The 22,988-nt window shown below is 68.1% G+C and carries 21 protein-coding genes and 1 pseudogene; 15 read left to right on the top strand and 7 right to left on the bottom strand.

From position 1 onward, the window contains the following. Positions 1-194 precede the first annotated feature (194 nt). Entirely contained in the window at positions 195-1,739 is a 1,545-nt protein-coding gene (locus FDA94_RS00935; RefSeq protein WP_137245428.1) for a carboxylesterase/lipase family protein, read from the bottom strand. A gap of 653 nt (positions 1,740-2,392) precedes the next feature. On the opposite strand from FDA94_RS00935, the gene FDA94_RS00930 reads away from it, so the two are divergent. After that, positions 2,393-4,318 (top strand): hypothetical protein, encoded by a 1,926-nt coding sequence (locus FDA94_RS00930; RefSeq protein WP_137245083.1) that lies wholly within the window; start codon positions 2,393-2,395, stop codon positions 4,316-4,318. A gap of 282 nt (positions 4,319-4,600) precedes the next feature. Here the strand turns inward: FDA94_RS00930 and FDA94_RS00925 are convergent, their stop codons facing one another. The 3 genes from FDA94_RS00925 to FDA94_RS00910 form a co-directional block, all read right to left on the bottom strand. Continuing rightward, on the bottom strand, positions 4,601-5,347 hold the full coding sequence (locus FDA94_RS00925) for a class I SAM-dependent methyltransferase (protein WP_137245082.1): 747 nt from the start codon (positions 5,345-5,347) through the stop codon (positions 4,601-4,603). Between the two features lie 840 nt (positions 5,348-6,187). Then, the gene (locus FDA94_RS00915; RefSeq protein WP_212735092.1) at positions 6,188-6,439 is read right to left on the bottom strand and encodes a recombinase family protein; all 252 of its coding nucleotides are present in this window, start codon (positions 6,437-6,439) and stop codon (positions 6,188-6,190) included. Positions 6,440-6,664: 225 nt separating this feature from the next. Beyond that, positions 6,665-7,438, bottom strand: a complete 774-nt coding sequence (locus FDA94_RS00910) for a helix-turn-helix domain-containing protein (RefSeq protein ID WP_137245081.1) — start codon at positions 7,436-7,438, stop codon at positions 6,665-6,667. Positions 7,439-7,526: 88 nt separating this feature from the next. On the opposite strand from FDA94_RS00910, the gene FDA94_RS00905 reads away from it, so the two are divergent. After that, positions 7,527-7,925 (top strand): nuclear transport factor 2 family protein, encoded by a 399-nt coding sequence (locus tag FDA94_RS00905; RefSeq protein ID WP_246059436.1) that lies wholly within the window; start codon positions 7,527-7,529, stop codon positions 7,923-7,925. A 367-nt stretch (positions 7,926-8,292) separates the two neighbouring features. On the opposite strand, the gene FDA94_RS00900 is transcribed toward FDA94_RS00905, so the two are convergent. Then, the gene (locus FDA94_RS00900) at positions 8,293-8,838 is read right to left on the bottom strand and encodes a TetR/AcrR family transcriptional regulator (protein ID WP_137245080.1); all 546 of its coding nucleotides are present in this window, start codon (positions 8,836-8,838) and stop codon (positions 8,293-8,295) included. A 164-nt stretch (positions 8,839-9,002) separates the two neighbouring features. Between FDA94_RS00900 and FDA94_RS00895 the strand changes: the two genes are divergently transcribed. The 7 genes from FDA94_RS00895 to FDA94_RS39760 all read left to right on the top strand — a co-directional run bounded on the left by FDA94_RS00895 (position 9,003) and on the right by FDA94_RS39760 (position 16,594). Next, entirely contained in the window at positions 9,003-9,842 is an 840-nt protein-coding gene (locus FDA94_RS00895; RefSeq protein WP_137245079.1) for an oxidoreductase, read from the top strand. Positions 9,843-10,020: 178 nt separating this feature from the next. Beyond that, complete coding sequence (locus FDA94_RS00890; protein ID WP_137245078.1) at positions 10,021-11,475, top strand: aldehyde dehydrogenase; 1,455 nt, start codon at positions 10,021-10,023, stop codon at positions 11,473-11,475. Positions 11,476-11,524: 49 nt separating this feature from the next. After that, positions 11,525-13,006, top strand: a complete 1,482-nt coding sequence (locus tag FDA94_RS00885) for an MFS transporter (RefSeq protein ID WP_212735091.1) — start codon at positions 11,525-11,527, stop codon at positions 13,004-13,006. A gap of 9 nt (positions 13,007-13,015) precedes the next feature. After that, positions 13,016-13,213, top strand: coding sequence for a hypothetical protein (locus FDA94_RS00880; RefSeq protein ID WP_137245077.1), 198 nt, complete (start codon positions 13,016-13,018; stop codon positions 13,211-13,213). Beyond that, positions 13,185-13,514, top strand: coding sequence for a hypothetical protein (locus tag FDA94_RS00875; RefSeq protein ID WP_170990722.1), 330 nt, complete (start codon positions 13,185-13,187; stop codon positions 13,512-13,514). Before FDA94_RS00880 ends, FDA94_RS00875 begins: the two co-directional genes overlap by 29 nt. Before the next feature lie 68 nt (positions 13,515-13,582). Beyond that, positions 13,583-14,704 (top strand): DUF4158 domain-containing protein, encoded by a 1,122-nt coding sequence (locus tag FDA94_RS39765; protein WP_212735090.1) that lies wholly within the window; start codon positions 13,583-13,585, stop codon positions 14,702-14,704. Positions 14,705-14,974: 270 nt separating this feature from the next. After that, positions 14,975-16,594: a Tn3 family transposase gene (locus tag FDA94_RS39760; RefSeq protein ID WP_212735088.1), complete on the top strand. Its 1,620-nt coding sequence runs from the start codon at positions 14,975-14,977 to the stop codon at positions 16,592-16,594. Positions 16,595-16,685: 91 nt separating this feature from the next. Here FDA94_RS39760 and FDA94_RS00865 read toward each other — a convergent pair whose 3' ends face one another. Further along, positions 16,686-17,123, bottom strand: coding sequence for a nuclear transport factor 2 family protein (locus FDA94_RS00865; protein WP_137245075.1), 438 nt, complete (start codon positions 17,121-17,123; stop codon positions 16,686-16,688). Positions 17,124-17,212: 89 nt separating this feature from the next. Here FDA94_RS00865 and FDA94_RS00860 point away from each other — a divergent pair, with 89 nt between their 5' ends. Together FDA94_RS00860 and FDA94_RS38925 are read left to right on the top strand one after the other, a co-directional pair. Further along, positions 17,213-17,833, top strand: a complete 621-nt coding sequence (locus tag FDA94_RS00860; RefSeq protein ID WP_137245074.1) for a TetR/AcrR family transcriptional regulator — start codon at positions 17,213-17,215, stop codon at positions 17,831-17,833. Positions 17,834-17,839: 6 nt separating this feature from the next. Further along, on the top strand, positions 17,840-17,986 hold the full coding sequence (locus tag FDA94_RS38925) for a hypothetical protein (RefSeq protein WP_170990721.1): 147 nt from the start codon (positions 17,840-17,842) through the stop codon (positions 17,984-17,986). 82 nt (positions 17,987-18,068) lie between these two features. Here the strand turns inward: FDA94_RS38925 and FDA94_RS00855 are convergent, their stop codons facing one another. Next, positions 18,069-18,710, bottom strand: a complete 642-nt coding sequence (locus FDA94_RS00855) for a LysE family translocator (protein WP_246059435.1) — start codon at positions 18,708-18,710, stop codon at positions 18,069-18,071. 610 nt (positions 18,711-19,320) lie between these two features. On the opposite strand from FDA94_RS00855, the gene FDA94_RS39755 reads away from it, so the two are divergent. The 4 genes and pseudogenes from FDA94_RS39755 to FDA94_RS00830 all read left to right on the top strand — a co-directional run bounded on the left by FDA94_RS39755 (position 19,321) and on the right by FDA94_RS00830 (position 22,917). Continuing rightward, positions 19,321-19,701, top strand: a complete 381-nt coding sequence (locus FDA94_RS39755; RefSeq protein ID WP_246059434.1) for a site-specific integrase — start codon at positions 19,321-19,323, stop codon at positions 19,699-19,701. Between the two features lie 141 nt (positions 19,702-19,842). Continuing rightward, the gene (locus FDA94_RS00840; RefSeq protein WP_137245073.1) at positions 19,843-22,005 is read left to right on the top strand and encodes a hypothetical protein; all 2,163 of its coding nucleotides are present in this window, start codon (positions 19,843-19,845) and stop codon (positions 22,003-22,005) included. Between the two features lie 43 nt (positions 22,006-22,048). Continuing rightward, positions 22,049-22,327 (top strand): annotated as a pseudogene (locus FDA94_RS41305) (IS630 family transposase); the annotation flags it as partial. Beyond that, complete coding sequence (locus FDA94_RS00830; protein ID WP_170990720.1) at positions 22,315-22,917, top strand: hypothetical protein; 603 nt, start codon at positions 22,315-22,317, stop codon at positions 22,915-22,917. The pseudogene FDA94_RS41305 and the gene FDA94_RS00830, both read left to right, overlap by 13 nt. Positions 22,918-22,988 lie beyond the last annotated feature (71 nt).

Genomic DNA, 22,988 nt, shown 5'->3' with positions numbered 1-22,988 from the left:
CCTCCTCGCCGACGTCCCCGGGTGCAGGCTAGTGGCCACGACAACAGAGCGTCCGCCGCCCTGGGCGCGATGAAAGAGATGCCGGGCGGGCTTCTCTCACGGGTGACGTCGGCCTCGGCCAGATGCCCGGGGAGGTGTGACTACCGTCCCGCTACGCGCTGTGCCCGCTTCGGCCTCGCTGATCGCGGCTGGTGTCAGTGGCCGGCCAGGCGGTCCCAGAAACCCAGTTTGTGGAGGGCGTCCTGATCGTAGACGCCGACGCCACCGGGTCCCGGGGCCAGGCGATGGACGTGCCCGGTGCGCACGGGCTTCCAGCGCGGCAGGCCAGGCGCGTTGGGGTCACCAGTCGCCGCGAAGCGCGACCAGTATGTGATCATCATGTCGCCGAGTTTCCGCTGCTCGCGGGTGAGCGGGGTGCCGGGGAACAGGAACGACAGCTCCGATCCGTGCGAGGCGAGCGGCTCCACGCCACCGGGAAGGGGGAAGATCGGCGGGGCGGTACGGTCGGCGAACCCGTAGGAGTAGACCGGGGTGTGCTCACTGAGCATTCGGTCACTGGCACGACCGGCCCACGCCCAGTCGAGATCGCTCATGATCGCCGCTACGGCTTGCGTCGGCCGTCCACGGGACGGGTATTTCGCCGCGATCGCCGCGGCGTTGTCACCGAAGATGTCCCGCAGGCCCTTCTGGTATTCCTGCTCGGCGAGACCGGGGAAGATCAGCGCGGTGAACAGGGTCCCCTCGTCACGGGTGATGCCGGTGAGGATCGGCACGCGGTGGAAGCGGCCCTGCGCGAAGACAGCCTCGGGATCGGCAGGCAGTACGGCGTTGCCGTAGCCCGGAAGGGCGAGCGGCTCCTGCGCGAGGAGCTTGGAGACGGGCTGGCCGCGCAGGCAGGTGACGGCTGTCTTCGGATCGGTACAGCCGAGCGCGGTGGCGGTGGTGGTTCCGTGCGCCTCGTGGGCGGCCTTGGGAACCCACATCGGGAGGTCCACGACCGGCCTCAGGCGGCTGCCGGTGAAGGCGGTCTGGGAGCAGAACGTGCTTTGGGTGATCGCCCGGTGGAAGAGGCCGGCGGCGGTGGGCGATGCCAGCTGGGCGCACACCGACTGCGCTCCGGCGGACTCCCCGAACAACGTGACGTTGCGTGGGTCGCCTCCGAAGGCCGCGATGTTGCGCTGGACCCAGCGCAATGCCGCCTGCTGGTCCTCCAGCCCGTAGGCCCCGCTGCCCGCCAGTCCGGGATGCCCGAAGAAGCCGAACACGCCAAGCCGGTAGTTTACGGTGACCACCACGACGTCGCCGCGCGTGGCCAGGCGGGTGGCGTCGTAGTCGCTGCCGGCCCCCTTCGTCAGGCTGCCGCCGTGCAACCAGACCATGACGGGCCTAGGGCGGCGCGGAGTGGCCGAGCGCGGGGCGGTCACGTTGAGGTAGAGGCAGTCCTCGCTGTCGCCGGCCGGCAACCCCCACAGATCCGTGGACTGGGCACACCTGTCGCCGGGGCGTGTCGCGGCGCGGACACCACGCCAGGCGGTCACCGGATGGGGCGACTGCCAGCGCAGGTCGCCGACGGGAGAAGCGGCGTAGGGGATGCCCTGGAAGATCCGGTGGTCCCGGGCGACCTCGCCTCGCACCTGACCCGTATCGGTCCGTACGACATCCTGCGAGGCCGCATCCGCCGGCGCGGCCCCTGCGATGACTATTGCCAAGCTGAAAACGGCTGAGCTGAGAGTACGCATCAATGTCACGTCACGAACCTAGGGACGGCGGTACGAGGGGGTAATGGCGCTGAACCCCAGCCTGGGGTGTACCTAGATGCACCCCGTCCCAGCGATCAGCCATGGTCCTGGAGCGGCTGACCCTGCCCGACGTCTTTCATCGAGCAGGAGATCCACGAGTCGGTGGACGCCGCCGTCCGAAGATCGCTGAATGCCTGACGTGTAAGGCCACCCGACGGTTCTGGGAAACGATCACCTCCCACGCGGGAAGCGATCTCTGGAGGCACCTATTCCGACAGGTTAGGTCCGGGCTGCTGTCCCTCGGCCAGGATGCGCCATTTGGTCCGAGCGTAGGCAGCCAAGGTAGCCAGGGCATCGGCGCATTTGCGCCGCCAGGCCGGCGCATGGGGGTAGGCGTCGAGCGTGGAGGCAGAGTCGGGGTCGACGTCGATCTGTCCCGCAGTACCTTGAAGACATCCCAGGCCGTGACCTCGTTCCTATAGGCCCGTGTGAACACGGCGTACTCCTCGGGCGAAATGCCGGCCAGAACGAGACGGGCGACTCCGGCGGACGCATCGCCTTCGGTGCGATCATCCAGAATCAGCGGTCTTTCATTGCCGGAGTCGGCCGGTTACCGTGTGCACGGGTTCAGTGCGAGACCACGGGAGCCGGCGATGGCGTTCAAGAAGAAGAAGCGGACCAAGGAGAAAAGCAGGTCCACGAACACGAAGACGTCGGCTTCCAAGCACCACCGGTCGTCCGGCCAGTTGGACTCCGAGGGGGATTCGGAGCAGGGCGTCGGCGGGTTACCGCCGAGCAAGGCGAAGGAGCCCCGGTTCGCCACGCCGCAGGCGAAGCCGCGCGTCATCTCCACCGCCGACAACGACAACGTCAACGACGGCGGCAGCGGCGGCGCTTCCGACCCCGAGCTGCTCAGTCTCGCCGCGTGGGAGTACACCGACCTGGTCAACGAGATGGCCGAGGACAACGCCTTCGCCCAGAGGATCAAGGCGAAACTCGGCGTCAACGACCTGCTGAGCGTCGACGGCATGGTCGCCTGGCTCAGTCAGATCCAGGACATCACCGCCGACTCCTGGGCCGACGACATCGTCACCAAGACCATGGGACTGCCGCTGTCGGTCCGGGACACCGCCGGGATCGCGCTGGCCCGGATCTTCGGCATCGAAGACGGGTCGTGGAACGAAGTTCTGGCCAACGCCATGGTCGACCACCACAGCACCTACGACACCGCCACGAACGAGGTCGTCACGGAGATGATCGTCGCCACCGGCGGCGACATGGAGGGCTTCGAACGCGCCCTCGGCAGGCGTGTCCTCTTCGGCGACCCGTCGGCGGAGTTCACCGCACCCGACCGCACCGGCCACGACAAGATCGTCCAAGCGGTCCGGCGCCAGATCGACGTACTGATCAAACGCGAGCGCGAAAGCACCGGCGGCACGATCGCAGCCCGCCGGGCCCTGCCCGCCGACCTGAAACGGCAGCGGCAGCTCGATCGGCTCGCCTGGGTCCTGTTCAACCTGAAGACGACCCGCGAATGCGTCGCCGTGGCGGTCTCCAAACTGGAGGACGTGCACCTGTTCGCCAACAGACCCGACGCCGACATGGACACCGACTTCTTCCGGCTGATCTCCGCCGCAGAAGGCGCCGCCAACCAGATGGCCCAGGAGACCTCCGCGCTGTACGACGAGATGGTGGCCGGTGGCCTGGAGGTCCGCAAGGGCGGCATCAGGCCCGACCAGCTGGCCAGGGCGGAACGTCGGCTCAGGAAGACCATCTCCTTCCTCTCGCAGATGCAGCAGGACTGGAAGAACATGCAGGTCGTCGCCCATGTCGGCCACTACGACGCGCCGCCGGACGAGACGAAGGTGCACGCCGAGACGCGGGCGGCCGACGCGGCCTACCGCCAGCGCAAGGAGGAACTCCGCGCCGTGCAGACCGACGGCGGCCTCTCCGAAGCGGAACGGGAGATCAGGATCGAGGCGATCAAACGCCGGATCCGAGAGGCCGAGATCGCCATCGGCATCTCCAAACTGTGCTGCTTCCACTGCTGGCGCATGCTCAAGACGATGAACGACGACGGCCTCCCGCTGACCGCGTCCGGCACCCACTTCAGGACCTACGCGTGGCCCGCCGGCGAGGCGCTCACCGACCCCGAAATCCTGACGGCCTTCCTCGGCCTCAACGAGAAGGCCAACCCGTCCAAGGACGAACGGCTGCTGCTGGAGGCGGTGAAGACCCCAGAAGGCCGCAACGCCGTCATCACCGGCATCACGACCAGCGCCACCGGCGGCGGCGACCATCAGACCGGCTACGACTCAAGCGGCGACGAGGCCGATGACGCGCCGCCCCTCACCCTCTGGCAGGCCAAGGTCCCGCCGGGCACCCAGCTGAAGGCACCACCGAAGAAGAAGGCGACGGTCAAACGGCCTCGGCCGACCGACTCCGGCACGTCCGTTCAGAAGAAGGTGAAGATCGAGTTCCAGCCGAAACCGGCCCCGGCGCCGTACGTCAATCCGAACGCGACCGGAATGGGACTGAACACCCGCTCACGCACGAAGAGCGCCACCAACCCGAAGTAGCCGAGGCCAGGTACAGGTGAAGGTGGCGGTTCCGTTGTCCCACCATCGGCCGCCCCGACGTCGGCGAACCGGAGTGAGGCACGGTCGGTACGTCAGCCCAGCACATTCGCTGATCACTCTGCAGGCGGGGGTTCATCAGCGGGAGGTTCCGCACGGGATTTCCCGGACGGGTCCTCGCCTGCCATCCCAGCCCTTGGCGATCCGCCCTCCTCCGCTGTGCGCCGCCGGAGGCCCCTGCGGGGACCTGGAGGCCAACCCTCCGGCCCCGCAGGGAACGGGGTGTCACCGCTTCATGAGGGCGAAGACCCCCCAGCTCAGATATTCACGCCCATAACGTGTGTACTGAACGGGCTCGGTGTTGAGTTCTTCCCGTACTTCGGGGGCGAGTTCGTCGTCCGGGTTCTGGTCGAGCCAGCGGCGCAGGTTGAGCCACTGGGCCGCAGCGTAGCGATCCCAGCTGTCCTGATCGGCCAGCATCATCTCCACGACGTCGTACCCCAGCTCCTGGAACTGCTCGATCAGTTCAGGGAGGAGCACGAATTCCGCGATGGAGGTGGCGTGGCACGCCTTGGCGGTCTCCTCGTCCGGAGGGGTCCGCCGCCAGAACGGGTGGCCGATCAACATCAGTCCGCCGGGCCTCAGGCTGCGGTCGAGCAGCTCAATCGTTCCGGCGACGCCGTCGCCGATCCACGTGGCGCCGACACAGGCGGCCAGGTCGACCGGCTGGTCCGCGACATGACCGGCGGCGTCACCGTGGACGAACTCGACTCGGTCGGCGACGCTGAGTTCGGCGGCGCGGGCCTGGGCCCGCCGGGTGAAGACCGTGCTGATGTCGACCCCGGTGCCCATGATCCCGTGGTCACGCGCCCAGGTGCACAACAGCTCGCCAGAGCCGCTGGCCAGGTCGAGCGCCCGTGTGCCGGCGGCGAGGTGAAGCGACGCGCCCAAGGCGGCGAGTTTGTCCGCCGTCAGCGGGTTGTGGATCCGGTGGCTGCTTTCACGGATGGTGAAGATACGGGGAAGGTCCATGACCGTTCCTTTCCGTCATGCCTTGAAGTGGGGGATCGTTCCGAGGGCACGCAGCTTCACGGCAGCGCGGGAGAGCCGCCTTCGACGTCGGCCGGCACGGCGCGTTCGGATACGAAGTGGGGCCGCCGGGCGACAGGCGTGCCGAGAGCAGTCCTACGAGGGAGGACGGCAGGCGAAGGTCAGTACGCGGCCCGGGAGGTGAGGATGACCCGGGCACCGCGCACAGTGGGCGTCTCCATGACAGTCATCAACACACCTCCTTCCGGCGACCACCGTAACACCCTTTCGCGGACGCGGTCATCTTCCGGAAGGACCGGGACGCCGTTCTCCTGAGGCGGCACGACGACACGAGGAGCCCGCTGGCATGGATCGTCTGCAACCACTGTTCGCCGCCACGCGGACCGCGGCGGCGCGCTCGCCGCGAGCACCCGTGTGGTGCGGCTCGCCTGGCCGGCCCCCTCGTCGGCGCCGAGGGGCGCTACGACATGGGTGAACCCGAGGCACACCCCCTGACCAGCCGGTTTGTCCCGGAAACCCGCACACCGGACCGGTCCGCATGTGGAGATGTCAGCCGACGGCGAAGTCGGCGATGAGGTCGCCCGTGCGCAGCATCGCGCGCTTGCGCTTCAGGTAGGCGCCGAACGCGTGCTCGATGACCGCGTCCATCGATCCCTCCTTTGTGCCGAAGTGATGGTACGGACCGGGAGCCGAGCAAACGGGTGCCGCGCTGGTTGCGTGCGCTGCCGGTTCTGACGGGGTGAGGATGCCGGGGATACCGTTGCAGGGCGTGGTTCCCTCGTCGAGATCACCGCCACCGACGGACACCCCTTCTGGGTTCCCTCACGTAGACGGAGCCGCCGAGTCCGAACAGGACGCCCCGTCCGGACAGGTCGGGAGGATCTCGTTGGCCTCGGCCATGTTGCGAGCGAACCGGTCGAACTTGGTGACCGTGAACACCGACCCATTCCAGACGGCGGCGAGGGCCTGGTCGAGGCTGGCGCGGTTGCGGCGGGTGGTGCCGGAGAAGCCGCGGTCGATGTAGGTGCGGTCTTCGGGGACGCCGAGGGTCAGGAGTTGCTGGGTCCGGATCACGACGTCCTGCTCGTCGGTGGAGCTGCGGGCCTAGCCGACGCGGGGTCCGTTCACGGCTCCCAAGTGTTCCGGATGGGGAGCCTTTACTGGAACAGTTCGCGGAACACCTATACAGAACACCCTGACCTGGGGCGGTTGGCCGGGTGGCGGGTGTTCCGCCGGAGGATCCCCTTGCGGAACATGCGGTCACTCCAGCCGCCGTCTTCCTGGTGAAAGGGCAGGTGACTACCTGCCGGCGTCGAGTGCGGTGAAGTAGGCGGCGCTGTCGGCGTCCGTCGGGTAGTACGACTCGATCGCGACCTCGTCCAGGGTGATGTCCATCGGAGTGCCGAACGTGGTCGTCGTCGAGAACAGCCGCAGTTCGCGCCCGCTGAAACGGAAGATCATCGGGATGGCCACCTCGGACTCGACCGGTTGACTCGCGTCCCCCGAATGGGGAGCCAGGAATTCCTCGTAGAGCGCGGTGAGCTCGGGGTCGGGAGCCGTGGCGAGCTGCCGTGCGATCCGGATACGCAGCAGCGCACGCACCTGCGCCAGGTTGACGATGTGCGGAGCGAGCCCGCGCGGGTCCAGCCCCAGCCGCACCATGTTGATCGGCGGGACCAGCAGGTCGGGGGCGACGCCGGCGAGGAACGGGTCGAGGGCGCGATTGCTCATCACGATGTCCCACCGGCGATCGATGGCCAGCGCCGGATACGGCTCATGCGCGCACAGCACCCGTTCGATCGCGCCCCAGGCCGCCGCCAGCGTCTCCTGGCTGAGCGGCCGCTCGGCATAGCGGGGCGCGAAGCCGGCAGCCAGCAGCAGCCGGTTGCGCTCTCGCAACGGCACGTCGAGCTGCTCGGCCAGTCGCAGGATCATCTCGGCGCTCGGGCGGGACTTGCCGGTCTCCACCAGGCTGACGTGACGAGCCGACACATCGGCGGCGATCGCGAGATCCAGCTGGCTGAGCCGCCGGCGATGCCGCCACTGCCGCAGCAGTTCCCCCACCGTGTACATGGACGACGATGCTACTCATCGAAAACCCGAACGCCATGAACTGCGATTTCATCGACAAATATCCCGGACGCTGGAAACACTGCTGACCGTGACTACGCAGAACATGACCCACGACAACAAGAGCATCGTCCAGCAAGCGCTGACCGCACTGGTCGCGACCGGCGACGTCGACGCCCTCCCGCCATTGCTGAGCGACGACTTCCTCCACCACCGTCCGGACGCGACCTCCAAGACGAAGTCAGAATGGCTGGCCGCCGTGGGCGCCGCGCTCGTCCCGCTGGCTAGCATGCAGGTCGAGATCCAGCACGTGCTGGCCGAGGGCGATCACGTCGTGATGCATTCGCGGCGCCAGCTGCCCGGTACCGGGCCGGAGATCACGGTCGTCGACATCTTCCGGCTCGACAACGGTCTGATCACCGAGGCATGGGAGATCATCGAGCCAGTGTCTCAGGCGGCCGCCAACCTGACGTGGTGGGAGATTCGCTGATCTCCGACCCGGCCGCAAGCCGGCGGCCGTGAACACCGGGACATCGGGGACGGCCCCATGCCCCACAGGCCCGTGACCGCAAGCCTGGGTTCTACACCCCCTCTTCCTCCACGCCGTCGTCGCCTGGGGCGTAGCGTCGCCACGCCTTTATGCCGTTCCGGCCGCTGGCCATGGGCCCTATCGTGACCCGACCAACCAAAGAACTTCACCGAGCATCGGCCCGGGGACCGGCTACGGCGATCCCAAGATCCACACCCGCAGCGTCTGGTCCGCACCGCAGGACACGGCGATGGTCTCGCCGGCCAGGGTACCGACGGCGACGGCGCGGAAGAAGGCTAGGGCGCCGGCGACTGGCTCACCCGCAGGGTCAGGTCACGCCGAGGCCGCGCAGGAAGGCGTCCGCGACGAGGTCGGCCGCCTGTGGGGGATCCACTGCGGGGAACTGGTGGGCGATGCTGTCGACGAGTGCGTCGAGGACCGCACGTGCCCAGGCCGCATCGATATCGGCGCGCAGGTAGCCCTCATCGCAAGCGCGCTGGATGAAGGTGCTCAGGCGCGCACTCTGCGCTTCACGGCGAGCGCTGGCTTCGGGGTCCTTCCGCATCATGCGGCGCGTGTCGACAGGCCACTCGCGGGCGACCGGGATGATCCCCTCCAGATAGCGGTGGAGAGCGACCGGCACCGGGGCCTCGGTCAGCCGCGCCTCGTCCAACACCCGCTCGGCCGAGTCGAGTTTGGCCTGGAAAACGGCGCGCAGCAGCGCCTCCCGATTCGCGAAGCGGCGATGAACGGTGGTGCGGTCGACACCCGCCGCAGCGGCGATGGCCGCCATCGACGTGCTCGGATCCTCCGCCAGGAGGCGGGCCCCGGTGCGGAGGACGGAGGACAGGTTGCGTGCGGCATCGGCTCTCATGATCCGGCGATCCTAACCAGCAGTGGTGATTACAGCGCCATCATCCCACAGTGAGATTCACCTCATCTCTCTACTGCAACATTGATGTTGCAGTTGACGAAGAAACGGCTACATTGGGGTTGCGCCCTGGAGGGCGGCGAGAAGCGAGATGAGAGGAGCACGCCATGTCACGGACTTGGCTGATCACTGGTGGTTCCCAGGGGCTGGGCAGGGCCCTGGTTCTTCAGGCTCTCGAGGACGGTGATCGAGTCGTCGTGACGTCCCGCAGGCCGGAGGCTCTGGCTGATCTGAAGGCGAGGTATCCGGAGCGGCTGGAGACCGTGGCGCTGGATGTCACGTCGCCGTCCGAGGCCCGGGGCGTGGTGGCGGCCGCAGTGGAGCGATTCAGCACCGTCGACGTCGTTGTGAACAACGCGGGTTACGCCACCAGCGGTTCGATCGAGGACTTCCCGGAGGAGGAGTTCCGGGCGCAGGTCGAGGCGAACCTGTTCGGCGTGATCAACGTGACCCGGGCCGCCCTGCCCGTACTGCGTGGCCAGCGGTCCGGGCACATCGTGCAGATCTCGTCCATCGGCGGCCGGGTCGGCGGCACGCCCGGGCTCAGCGCCTACCAGACAGCGAAGTTCGGAGTCGAAGGCTTCTCCGAGGTGCTGGCGAACGAGGTGGCCCCGTTCGGCATCAAGGTGATCATCGTGGAGCCGGGCGGTATCCGCACCGGGTGGGCCGCCGGCGCCGCGAAGCCGTCCGGACCCATCGCTCCTGACTATCAGCAGACGGTCGGCGCATGGCTGGAGCAGTTCGCGGCCTACAGCGGCAACGAGCCCGGCGACCCCGCCCGAATGGCCCGGGCCGTCATCGCCGCCGTGGACGCGCCCGAGCCCCCGCGCCGGCTCCTGCTCGGCAGCGACGCCCTGGAAATCGCTGTCAGCGCGGAAAAGGCTCGCCTGGCCGAGGCCGACACATGGGCCGAAGCGAGCCGCTCCACCGACCACCAGACCGCGTAACGACCCTGCAGCTTCGCGTGCCGTCGGTCGCCTGCCCGACGGCACGCGACCACGGGCCCGGCGACAGCGCGGATACCCGCTCGCTCCAGTGGTCTCCTCCACTCCTGCGGCATCGCCCGGGACGCACTCCCGCCCGGGCCCCGCACCCACCACGTTTCACAGGAAGAAATCGACAGACATGACTGTTCGCGACAAGCTCTACATCGGCGGCTCCTGGGTCACCCCCAGCAACCCGGAGCTGCTCGACATCCTTTCCCCCCACGACCAGTCGGTCCTGGGCCGCGTGGCCCAGGCCGCACCCTCCGACGTGGACGCGGCCGTCGCCGCGGCCCGCGAGGCCTTCGACCACGGCCCCTGGCCGCGCACCACGCCCGAGAAGCGGCAGGAGATCATCCGGCGCTACGACGCCCTGCGCACCGCCCGCGCCGACGAGGTCGCCGCGGCAATCTCCGTCGAGAACGGCTCGGCCGGCTGGTTCACCAAGGTCGGCCAGTCCTTTCTGACCCGCCAGGTCAACGCTTACCTCAAGGCGGCCGGGGAGTTCGGCTGGGAGGAGGTCCTCGAACCCTCCGACCCGTCGGTGGCCTTCGACACCATCGTGCGGCGTGAGGCGATCGGCGTGGTCGCCGCGGTCATCCCGTGGAACTCGCCGTTCTCCGCCGCCACCGCCAAGCTGATCCCGGCCCTGCTGGCCGGCAACACGGTTGTTTTGAAGGTCTCCCCGGAGAACTCCCTCAGCATGATGCTGCTGGCGGACCTGTGGCACGAGGCCGGGCTTCCCGCAGGCGTGCTCAGCATCCTTCCCGCCGACCGCGAGACCAGCGAGTACCTCGTCTCCCACCCGGACGTCGACAAGATTGCCTTCACCGGCTCCACGCGTGCCGGCCGGCGCATCGCCTCCATCGCCGGCGAGCACCTCAAGCGGGTCAGCCTGGAGCTGGGCGGCAAGTCCGCGGCTCTGATCCTGGAGGACGCGGACCTGGACGCCGCCGTACAGGGCCTGCGCTTCGGCTCCCTCGGCAACAACGGCGAGGCCTGCATCCTGCAGACCCGCATCCTGGTCCCCCGCGAGCGTTACGAAGAGGTCGTCGCCGCGCTCAAGGACATGGTCGAATCGCTGAAGGTCGGCGACCCTTCCGCCCCCGACACCTTCATCGGCCCGATGATCCGCCCCGACCAGCAGCAGCGCGTCATCGACTACATCAACATCGGCATAGCGGAGGGCGCCCGCCTGGTCACCGGCGGCCCGCACGTCCCCCAGGGCCTGGAAAAGGGCAACTACGTCACCCCGACCCTCTTCGCCGACGTCGACAACTCCATGCGCATCGCCCAGGAGGAGATCTTCGGCCCGGTCCTGGCCGTCATCGCCTACGACGACGAGGACGACGCCGTCCGCATCGCCAACGACTCCGAATATGGCCTCTCAGGCGGCATCTGGAGCGCCGACCCCGAGCGCGCCCTGGCCGTCGCCCGCAAGCTGCGCACCGGAACCATCACCCTCAACGGCTCGCCCATCAGCTTCGACGGCCCCTTCGGGGGCTACAAGGCCAGCGGCCTCGGCCGCGAGTACGGCAAGGTCGGACTCACCGGCTACATCGAGCACAAGTCCATCACCCGGCTCCGGCAGCCGTAGCCGACCGGAGAGGCGCTCCCCGCAATCGCTGTACCGGCGTGCCACCCGCATGCGCGAGACCCGCGACCTGTCCCGCGCCGTCGTCAAGACGCCCCCGTTTCCCCGGAGAGACAACCCCATGCCCAGCAAGTCCACCCGCCTCATCTTCGCGGTCCTCGCGAGCGGGGCGGGCGTGTTCTCCATGCTGCAGTCACTGATCGCGCCGGCTCTGCCGACTGTCCAACACGCACTGCAAACCTCCCAATCGACCGCCACCTGGGTAATGACGGCCTACCTGCTGTCCGCCTCGGTGTGCACCCCGATCATCGGCCGGGTCGGCGACCTGGCCGGCAAGAAGCGCACCCTCGTCGCAGTCCTGCTGACCGTCCTCGCCGGCTGTCTGCTCGCCGCCCTCGCTCCGAACGTCGGCGTCTTGATCATCGCCCGCGTCATTCAGGGCGCCGGAGGCGCGGTGTTCCCACTGTCCTTCGGCATCATCCGCGACCAGTTCGAACCCGGCAGGGTCAGCGGCAGCATCAGCAACCTGTCCGCCGTGATCGCCGCCGGCGGCGGCGTCGGCATAGTCGCTGCCGGTCCCATCGTGGCCGGGCTCGACTACCACTGGCTGTTCTGGTTTCCCGTCGTCATCGTCGCCGTCACCGCCCTGCTAGCCCTGCGCTATGTCCCCGAGTCGCCCCGACGGGCGAAGGGACGGGTCAGCTGGTCCGGCGCGGTGCTGCTGTCCGGATGGCTGGTCGCGCTGCTCCTGCCGGTCAGCCGCGGCAGCCGGTGGGGCTGGAGCTCCGCCGCTGTGATCGCGCTGTTCGCCGCGGCCGTCGTGCTCTTCGCCCTGTGGCTGTTCGCGGAGTCCCACTCCCGCAGCCCGCTGATCGATCTGCGCATCATGCGCGTGCGGTCCGTGTGGACCACGAACGCCGCCGCTCTGCTGTTCGGCGCAGGCATGTCTTCGATCTGGTCGTTCCTGCCCGGCTTCGTACAGACACCCCGCTCCGCCGGCTACGGATTCGGCGCCAGCGTCACCACGTCCGGACTGCTCATGCTGCCCATGCTGATCGCGATGTTCGTCGCCGGGGTGGTCAGCGGACGCCTGGAACCCAAGGTCGACGCCAGACGCCTGCTGATCTCGGGGGCCGTCTCCGCCGCGGTCGCCTGCGCCATCCTCGCCCTGTGGCACACCCAGCAGTGGCAGATCGCCGTCGCGGCGGGCGTTTTCGGCCTCGGCGTCGGTCTCGCCTTCTCATCCATGGCCAACCTCATCGTCGGCGGCGTACCTGCCGAGCAGACCGGCGCCGCGACCGGCATGAACGCCAACCTCCGCTCCGTCGGCGGCGCCATCGGAACCGCGATCACCAGCCTCCTGGTCACCAGCCACCTCCAGCCCTCCGGCCTGCCGTACGACTCCAGCTACACCCACAGCTTCTCCGCGATGACCCTCCTCCTGCTCGGAGCCGCCCTCGCCGCCGCCCTCGCCCCGGCCCGCAAAGCCGTCCGCGCGCCCGACCTCCAGCTGACTCCCGCCGCCGCAGAGTAAACAGGGAGCGTGCTGGCGCGCTGGAGGAGTACCAATGCCGTCCTCGTCCACACCGCACTGACCGGGCTGGAAGCGCAACACCAGCGCGTGCTGGCCGAGGCGATACCCGCGCTGGACGCGCTGACCTATGCCATTGACTCGCTCGCGGATGCTCCGCCCCATATCAGGGAGGCTGAGAATGACAACACCATGGTTGCCGGTCGATGACGCTCAGAACCGGGCACGTCAGGCGACCCAGAACCGGTGCCTGGCGGCCGCCACCGCGCTGATGGCCGGCCTGGTGATACTGACCGTCGGGCGCAATGACGCCCTGCTGGCGGCGGGGGCGCTCAGCCTGGCCATCGCCGTGCTGCTCGGCGCGTACGCCTACCGCCACCCCTACCAGGCGCACGGAGGGTCACCACCCCGCCACCTGTCCGCACCCCACCCACGCTTCTTCATACTGATCGCAGCGCTCGGCCCATCCGTAGTTTCCAGGCCAAAAACAACGCTAAGAACTGAGGGTTGATCAAGGTCCGTTCTGAGCCCTAGCGTCCCGTCCCGTTTGGTGACGATCGATGCTCAGGTGGTGGGTTCGTGGCTACTCAGGACGTGTTCTCGGCGGAGGAACTGGCGCGACTTCGGGGCTTCCCGGAGATCAACCGGGCGGAGTTGATCCGGTACTTCACGTTGACGGGCGCGGACGAGGCGTTCGTACGCCAGTTCCGCAGGGAACGGAATGTGCTGGGTGTGGCGGTCCAGTTGTGCACGCTGCCGTGGCTCGGGTTCGTACCTGATGAGGTGGCGCTGGCGCCGGAACCCGCGGTGGGCCGGTTGTCGCAGCGGCTAGGGATCGCGATGGGTGAGCTGCGCGGGTACGGCGAGCGGGAGCAAACCCGTACGGAGCATCTGCGGGAGGTGGCCGGTTACGCCGGCTGGCGGTCGATGGACACGGACGAATGGAAGGACCTCGACGAGTTCTTGTTCGCCCGGGCGATGGAGCACGACTCGCCGAAGCTGCTGTTCCGGCTGGCCTGCGAGTACCTGCTGTCGTCTCGGGTGATCCGGCCCGGGGTGATCCTGCTGCTGCGCCGGGTCGCCGCGGCCCGGGCCCGCGCTCGTACGGAGACCTGGACCCAGGTGAAGCACCTTCTCTCCGACCGGCGGTGCGCTGAGCTGGACCTGCTGCTGGTCCCGGACGCCTACCTCGGCCGGACGCCGCTGGCGTGGCTGGGTGTGGGGCCGACGTCGTCGAGCCCGGCCGCGGTGAAGGCGGAGCTGGAGAAGCTGGCCTACCTGCGCCGCCTCGACGCGCACACCCTCGATCTGTCGATGCTGCCGGCCGAGCGGCGTCGGTTCCTGGCCGGGGTGGGCCGGCGGCTGACCGGGCAGGCGTTGCAGCGGCGCGAGCCTGAGCGCCGGTATCCGGTCCTGCTGACACTGCTGTCGCAGTCGGCCGTCGACGTGCTCGACGAGACGCTGCTGCTGTTCGACCAGGCGATCAGCGGCCGGGAAGCCGCCGCGAAGCAGAAGGTCGCCGACTCCCTTGCTGAGCGGGCCAAGGGCGGCGCGAACCGGCGGCAGTTGCTGGACGATCCTGACCATCGTGCTCGACACCGGGATCGGCGACGAGCAGATCGGCGCCATGCTGCGCACCAGCGTCGGCCTGGACCGGATGCGCGCCGCGTGGGCCGAGCGCCGCGAGCGGTTGCCGCGTGACCACGGCCAGTTGAGCATGTTGGACGCGTCGATGTCGTACCTGCGCCAGTTCGCCCCGGCCGTCCTCGCGGCGGTGCAGTTCGCCGGCGGCCCGGGTACGGAGCAGCTGCTGCGGGCGGTGAGCATGCTGGCCGCGTTGTATGCCACCGGCGCCCGGAAGGTCCCGGCCGGTGCCCCGGTCGGGTTCGTGCCGGGAAGTGGGCCGGCTATCTCGTCGCCGCGGAGCAGGCCGAGGATGTCACCGCGTACCGCCGGTACTGGGAGCTGGCCGTGCTGGTCGGCCTGCGCTCCGGTGACATCTTCGCCCCCGGCTCGCGCCGGTACGCCGATCCGGCGTCGTTCCTGCTTACGCCGGAGGCGTGGGCGCCGCAGAAGGTGGAGTTCTGCCACCTGGTCGGCAAACCGGTCGAGGCCACCGCCGCGCTCGCGGCCGCCGAGGATGAGCTGCACACCGCCCTGGTCGACCTGGAAACCCATCTGGCGAAGGGCAACCCGGGCGAGGTCCGGCTCACCGACGACGGGGAGCTGATCATTCCGCCGCTGACCGCGGAGGACGTGCCGGCGGAGGCCGATGCGCTGCGGGCTGAGCTGGCCGGGATGCTGCCGCGGGTGCCGATCGCGTCGGTGCTGGTGGAGGTCGACGCCCGGACCAGGTTCACCGACCACCTCGTGCACGCCGGTGGGAAGGTCGCCCGGCCGGCGGAGCTCAAACGCAACCTGATGTACGTGATCATCGCGGAGGCCACGAACATGTGCCTGTCGGCGACGGCCGAGTCCTGCGGGGTGCCCTACGACGTGCTGGCCTGGACCGCCGAGTGGTACTTCCGGCCCGAGACCCTGGAGGCCGCGAACGCCGCGGTGGTCAACTACCACCACCGGCTCCCGCCGACCCGGGCGTTCGGCTCCGGCACCCTGTCGAGTTCCGACGGGCAGCGGTTTCCCGTCAAGGGCAAGTCCATCACCGCCCGGCACCTGTCCCGGTACTTCGCCCGCGGCCAGGGCGTCTCCACCTGCACGCCTGTCTCCGACCAGCACTCGACCTTCGACACCAGGGTGATCGTGGCGACCGCGCCCGAGTCGCACTATGTGCTCGACGGGCTGCTCGGCAACGAGACCGACCTGCCGACCTTCGAGCACGCCACCGACACCCACGGCGCGACCCTGGCGAACTTCGCTCTGTTCGACCTGGTCGGCAAACAACTCTCGCCGCGGATCCGGGACCTCGGGAAGATCACCCTGTACCGGACCGGGGCCCCGCGCCGACTTCCTCGACCGGTACCCGCGCACCGGGCCGCTGCTGACCCGGCGGCTGAACCTGGACCTGATCACGGACATGTGGGACGACCTGCTGCGCGTCGCCGCCAGCGTGCAGGGCGGCCACGCCACCGCGGCCCTGGTCGTCGGGAAGCTGTGTTCCTCCAACGGCAGCAGAACGCGCTGACCAGCGCGATCAAGGAATACGGGGCGCTGCGCCGCACCGTCTACGCCGCCCGGTACCTGGCCGACGAGACCTACCGGCGGCGGATCGCCCGGCAGCTCAACAAGGGCGAGAACCTGCACGCCCTGCGCCGTTCCCTCGCCTACGCCAGCGAGGGAGCGCTGCGGCGCCGGCATCACGAGCAGCAGACCGAGCAAATGTGGTGCCTGACCCTGGCCACCAACGCGATCGTCTGCTGGTCCACGGAGTATCACGGCCTCGGCGTGGCCGCTCTGCGCCGCACCGGCCGCCAGGTCGACGACGAGGTGCTGGCGCACATCTGGCCGACCCACCACGAGAACGTGCACTTCTACGGCACCCACTCCGTCGACATCGACGGCGAACTCGCCCAGCTTGACACCGACGGATACCGGCCCCTGCGGATGGCCGAGACCGGCGGGGCGGGCATCTGACCGTCCCTCACCAGTCACGTAGGACGTGTTCGGCGGATCACTACCGGCCGGCGTCGTGGTCCGCCCAACACACCCTCATGCACCGATCGACTCAGGAGACGGGCACCGTGAGAACAGTCGGGTCGCCTGTGCTCCAGAGGCCCCGGATGCGGCGGTTGCTGATCTGCCAGCCCTGCTCGGTGCGCCGGAAGGTGTCGTCATAGGTGCCGCCCAACAGGAACTGCTCTCCACCCCGCACATGCTGGGCGGTCATCGTGGCGTGGGTGGTGGCGGTGTCGCCGTCGATGCTGACCTCAATGTTGTGCACAGCGTGATGGGTCGCATCGAGCGACCCCAGGAAAGCCCGGGTGCCCTTGACGATCTCCGCACGCCCGTCGGCGGCCGCGTTGACGTAGTCGCCCTGTGCATCCTCGGTGTAGCCGGCCGCGAGCAGCTCCCAGTCCTTACTGTCCATCGCGCGGGCGATCCGGTACAGCACGTCGGTGATGGCGGCGCGGTCGAGCAGTTCCTGAACGTCGTTGCTGTGCATGGTGGTTCTCCCGGATCAGATCGGTGGGACGCTCCGACGCTAATACGGCACTACACAGTGCCGCAATCTTTGGTGCGTACCATCACGGGATGACCAGCACTCCCACGGCGGGTAAGGCCGGACGCCGGCGCGACCCCGAGAAAGACGCGCAGATCCTCCAGGCCACCCTCGACGTGCTCGCGGAGACGGACTACGCCGACGTCACCATCGAGTTGGTCGCGGCCCGGGCCGGAGCGGGAAGGCACACCATCTATCGCCGCTGGGAAGGCAAGGACGAGCTGATCCTGGCCGCCATCGCCTGCACCGACTCGGCCGACCTGGGCCCCGACGGCCTGCCGGACACCGGCACACTGCGCTCGGACTTACTGGCCCTGCTGGACCCGAACTGGATGGGCGGCAGCGAGCGGCGCCTGCGCATCCTGAGCAGTGTCTCGGCCATGATCACCCGCACCCCCAGTGCCGTGGACGCCGTGACCAAGGCCATCGTCGACCCGTCAACCGCCGCGTACCGGTTCCTGATCCAGCGGGCCGTCGATCGGGGCGAATACGCCCTGCCGCACAACCTCGACGCTCTGGCACAGGTGATCCCGTCGATGGCGGCCTACCGCGCGTTCTTCATGCAACAGGTCGTCGACGAGGAATTCATGCTCTCGATCATCGACGGCGTCGTGCTGGCCGCACTTCGTGAACCATCCGCTGCCAACCGCTGAAGAGCGATGCTGATCCACAGAAACTTCTGGCCTCGACATGGCTGCTTACGCCGCACCAGCCATGAGGTCGACGACGAACTGGGCCAGCTCGACGCCGCCAGCTACCGGCCGCGACGTCTCGCGGGATCGGGCACGGGCGAACGACCGGCCTGAACGGATTCGCCTGCGACCGGACTGGTCGCGGGGCGAATCCGTTTGCGAGAACCGAGGCGGCGGCGGCTTTCGTCGGTGCTGGTCACCAGCTTTGCCGGGCCGTCACCCTGCTTTCGATCACCAAGCGGGCGGCCAGGCCGCCGAACACGACGGCGGAGACCCGCTGCATGGTGCGGCGCCACTGCGGGCGGGCGGTGAACTTCTCCGACAGGATGCCCGACACCAGGGCCGCCGTGGCGTAGACGGCCAGCCCGACCAGGATGAACATCCCGCCCAGGATCAGCATCTGTGCGGTCACCGGCCAGGCCTGCTCGCCGGTGGTGAGGAACTGGGGCAGGAACGCCAGGTAGAACAGGATCACCTTCGGGTTGGCCAGGTTCGTCAGCGTCGCCATCACGTACGTGCGCCGCAGCGACCGGCGCGGCGCCGAGGACACCTGCAACGGCTCCGCGGTGCGGCTGCTGCGCCACGCCGCCACCGCCATGTACACCAGCACCGCCGCGCCGAACAGCCGCACGATCTGCAGCGCCTGCGGCGCCGACTGGATCAGCACACCCAGACCGAACGCCGCCGCCACAGTCTGGACGACCAACCCGGCGGACATGCCCAGTGCGGCGAGCACGCCGGCCCGTCGGCCGCCGAGCACCCCGCTGGTCACCACGAACAACAAGTCAGGGCCGGGGACCAGGCTCAGCAACATCCCCGCGACGGCCAAGGCCAGCACCAAATGCAGATCTATCGCGCCATCATCACACCGCCCGTGGCGGCAGGGAAACACATCGAGCCTGTGACACAGAATCCCGTATTCTCTGTCACAGAGCCGATGATCCACCCATCACCACCTGCGCGGCGCCGTCACCGCGGCGAGGGCGACTCGGCCACATTCTGTGTCACATCACCGGAAGAGGTCGCCGAGGGTCCGTGATCCCGCTGCCGACCGCCCGGCGCCCGGTGGCGCTCGTGGTCGCCGTCGACGCGTTCCTCGACCGGTTCCGCGACGCCCCCGCCACCCGAGCCACCTACACCGAGACGATGCGCCGGCTGCGCGAGACCGCCGGGGATCAGCTGCCGGTGGCCGCGCTCACCCCGGAGCTCTACGAGCAGACGATAGCCCGCTGGGACGAGCGGGCCGCGAACACCTGGAACAAGCACCTGTCCGCGCTGACCTCGTTCACCGCCTACTGCCGCCGCCAAGACTGGCTGACCACCGACCCCGGCCGGCGCCTGGAACGCCGCAAGGTCACCCGGACCTGGGACAAGGCCATCCCGCGCGTCCGGCTGGAGCGGCTGTTCACCGACGACCGCAACCCGCTCGCGAGCGGGTGCTGTGGCGGATGCTCTACGAGACCTGCGCCCGCGCCGAGGAGATCCTCGGCCTCGACGTGCCCGACCTCGACATGGAGTTCCGCCGCGCCCTGGTCGTCGAGAAGGGCGGCGACCGCGCCTACGTGCATTGGGAAACCCCCACCGCCCGCCTACTACCCCGGCTCCTGGCCGGCCGCGCCGTTGGGCCGGTCTTCCTCGCCGACCGACGCGCCGCGGCAGCCGGACGCCGTGCGCCCGCCCTGGGCGACATCTGCCCGCAGACCGGCCGGGGCCGGCTGTCCTACCCGCGCGCCGAGTACCTGTTCAAGCAGGCCTCCAAGCTCCACGACCCGCACGGCACCGGATACACCCTCCACCAGCTACGCGTCCCGCCGATTTCGAGGCCATAGCCACGGGCTGATCACCACAAGCACCGTGTCCGTCAAAGCGGAGCAAGCTCAGGCGCGCTCGGTCGTGTCGGCCGCCCTGACGGCATAGCGAGCCCGTCGACGTACGCTTTGCCCCGCCAAGAGCCGGGCATTGTCGTCTTCATGTACGCCAAGGCTGTCGTGGCCGTTGTCTCAGCAGTGTTTCGTTACGTTGATCCGAACCGGGAAACGCCTGTGTCGTCCTCGCCTTTGGACCCCATGTCGAGGCTGGAGGTCCGGCGGCTGATCGGCAGGGTCCTTCGCGATCCCGAAACGGAGAAGCTCCATGCGAACTTCGGTGGTGACCTCACTCGACTTCGGGCCACGGCGATCAGTGAAATGCCGTTGATCCTGCAGAATTGCCCGGAAGAATACGAGGCATATGAAGAAGAATGGCAGCGAATGGATAAAGTGGCGGCCGAGCTATCCCGCACCCTGTCTTTGCGACTGATCGCACCTGTCGGGATCGGCTATGGAGTCATTGCCGTCATCGCAGGGTATTTCTGGGTGGGGATCTATATCCTGGCAGCCGCGGCCTTCCTTATCGTCCCGTTGATCTCGGCGACCTGGTATCGAGTCTCTCAAGGGCGCAAGCCGGGAATTCGCCGGTTGTCGAATTCCCTCAAGGTCGTCCTGCGCGACCTTCGGGCGTTCGGCGTCACTCGCCATGCATTGGTCGCCGTGGTTAGAGACCGTGACCTCGTCACGCTCTATGTGAGATACCTGGTCAACGAGGCGAGGAGAGACCGCCTCACCCAGAAGTTCGCGGTGACCAGCATTCGCGGTCTCTCGGAAATCCATGACTTGGCCCACCACGTGCCCACTCTCGCCCAGAGAGACCTATACAGTCTCCTCCGCAATCTCAAAGGCGCCAGCGTGGGGATCGCGGGACCTCGCGGCGTCGGCAAATCCAGCCTGGTCCGCGCGAGGTGTCGTGCGGGGCTTCGGGGCTCCGACATCGCCTGCCTGGTGGCCGCGCCGGTGGATTACGCCCCTAGGGAATTCGTCCTGCATCTGTTCGCGACCTTGTGCCGGAGCGTGCTGACCTACTCGCGGCGCCCGCGCTATGTCTGGAGCATCGTTTCGTACGTTTCGCGGGTGTCGTTGACGGTCGGAGGAATCGCTCTTCTCATAATCCTGGTCCTGGTTTACGACCCGCATCCTTGGATAACGGCTGGAGTCTGCGGAGTCTTGGGGGTGATCGAAACGGCGCTCGTGGTGGCCCTGTTCCACGATGTCGTAATCAGGCTGAGGCCGGAACGGCTGCGTCGCCGGCTTCGGAAGGCCGCCCGGCGGAACATTTCCAGAATCCGCTATCTCCAGACGCTCTCGTGGACGACGTCCCAGACCTACAAGCCCGCGCTGGGCGGAACGATCGGTCTTGGCGCCGACCTCATGAAGGCACGCGGTTTCTCGAAGGCGGAGCAACCACTGACCTATCCGGAACTGGTCGGCGAGTTCCGGCTCTTTGCCCGGCGTGCGGCGGTGCTCGCCAACTATTGGAGAGGCCGCCTGATCATCGGTGTCGACGAACTGGACAAGATCGGTACCGCGGCACAGGCGGAGAAGTTCATCAACGAGATCAAGACCGTGTTCGGCATTCCGAACGCCTATTTCTTCGTGACGGTATCCGACGACGCGCTGACCGCCTTCGAGCGCCGTGGCCTTCAGGTGCGTGACGCCTTCGACAGTGCCTTCGACGAGATCGTCCAGGTTCGCCCGCTCACATACGAGGAGTCTCGCCGGCTGCTCTACCAGCGCGTGGTCGGGTTGAACGAGCCCTATGTCGCTCTGTGCCACGTCCTCTCCGGTGGCCTGCCGCGAGAACTGATCCGGGCCGCACGTCACCTGGTCACGGTCGCCGAGAAGACGGATCGCATGGCGCCGGTCGTTCACCGCTGCGTCCGCGACGACCTTCGCCGCAAAGCCGACGCCCTGGCGCAACTCCCTCAGGCGCGTGAGGACGCCGAACTGCTGCTCTCGTTACGGACTATGAGCGACGATCGCGAGTTACCCGATCTCGTCGGCGAGATCGGCCTGGCGTGCCCTCAGACGGCGGAGCTCCGCAGGGAGTTCATGACCTGTGTCTACTTTGCCCACACGGTGGAAGAGATCTTCGGTGACGAGCTCGACGCCGCCGCTGTCGGTGAGAGCGGCCCGAAGTTCGACGCACTCGCTCAGGCCCGGGCGGCGCTGGCGGTCAACACGGAGTATGCCTGGCGCCTCATCTCCGACTGTCGTGCCTCCTGGGGCCGGTCCACACTGCATCTGCCGTCTTTGTCCTGAAAATCACCTGCGAGAATGTCGAGCAGCTGTTCTGCGCGCTGGAATCGGCCGCGAAACCTTACGCGTGTTGCTGGGGCGGCGCGGGGTCTCCTTCCAGCGCACCAAGACTTGGAAGGAGTCCCCGGACCCGGACTTCGAGGCCGAGCTGGACCGGATCGAGTACGCCTTGACCCAGCGGCCGGAGCGGACTTTCGCCTTCGACGAGTTCGGGCCTTTGGGCATCCGCCCGGCACACGGTTCGGGCTGGGCGCCCCGCAACCGGCCGGACCGGCTGCCGGCCACCTATCACTGCACCCACGGGACCACCAGATGTGCCGCCTGCCGAGGTCGACGACGGCCAGAGGAATCATCAGCGCGCAGACCGGGCCGGCGGACATCACCTATGAATGGGTGATCAACGGAACCCCCATCGGCATCTACGACCACGCCGGCAGCCAAAGCACCGGACCGTGGAGCTGGGACGTCATCAACCTCAGCCTCCAGAACGGCAACCTGGGCACATCGGGCTCGGTGGCGCTCAAGGTCCTCAACGACGGCACCGTCTCTCCCGCGATCCACTACGGCTCGGAATGCGTCAACGCCGACCACGACTTCTTCATGATCGCGCTGCTGCCCGACATGCCCACGACGTGCGAAGGCACAGTGATCAGGAACAATGCGACGATCACCACGAAGAACTACACAGGTACCGTGCGATATCAGTGGTTCAAGAGGGTGTCCGGCGGCGATTGGCAGCCCTCCGGGACCTCGTCCGTGGCCACGTTCACTGGAGTCGAGCGTGAGCAACGCATCGCGCCCCACAAATGGACCGCCGCCCAGAGCGAGACAGGGGAATGGAAGCTGACCATGACCTACGGCGACCAGACCTATGAGACGGCGCCTGTTCGGTACCAGCTCACCTGCCCGGCCTGATCCGCCCGCAGCCTGACTTCAGGGCCGAGACACCTTTCCTTGTCTCGGCCATGGAGCGTTCAGCCCGGCCG

Source organism: Herbidospora galbida (genome assembly GCF_005233835.1).
Classification (GTDB): domain Bacteria; phylum Actinomycetota; class Actinomycetes; order Streptosporangiales; family Streptosporangiaceae; genus Herbidospora; species Herbidospora galbida.
This window is presented reverse-complemented; position numbering and strand designations above follow the sequence as displayed.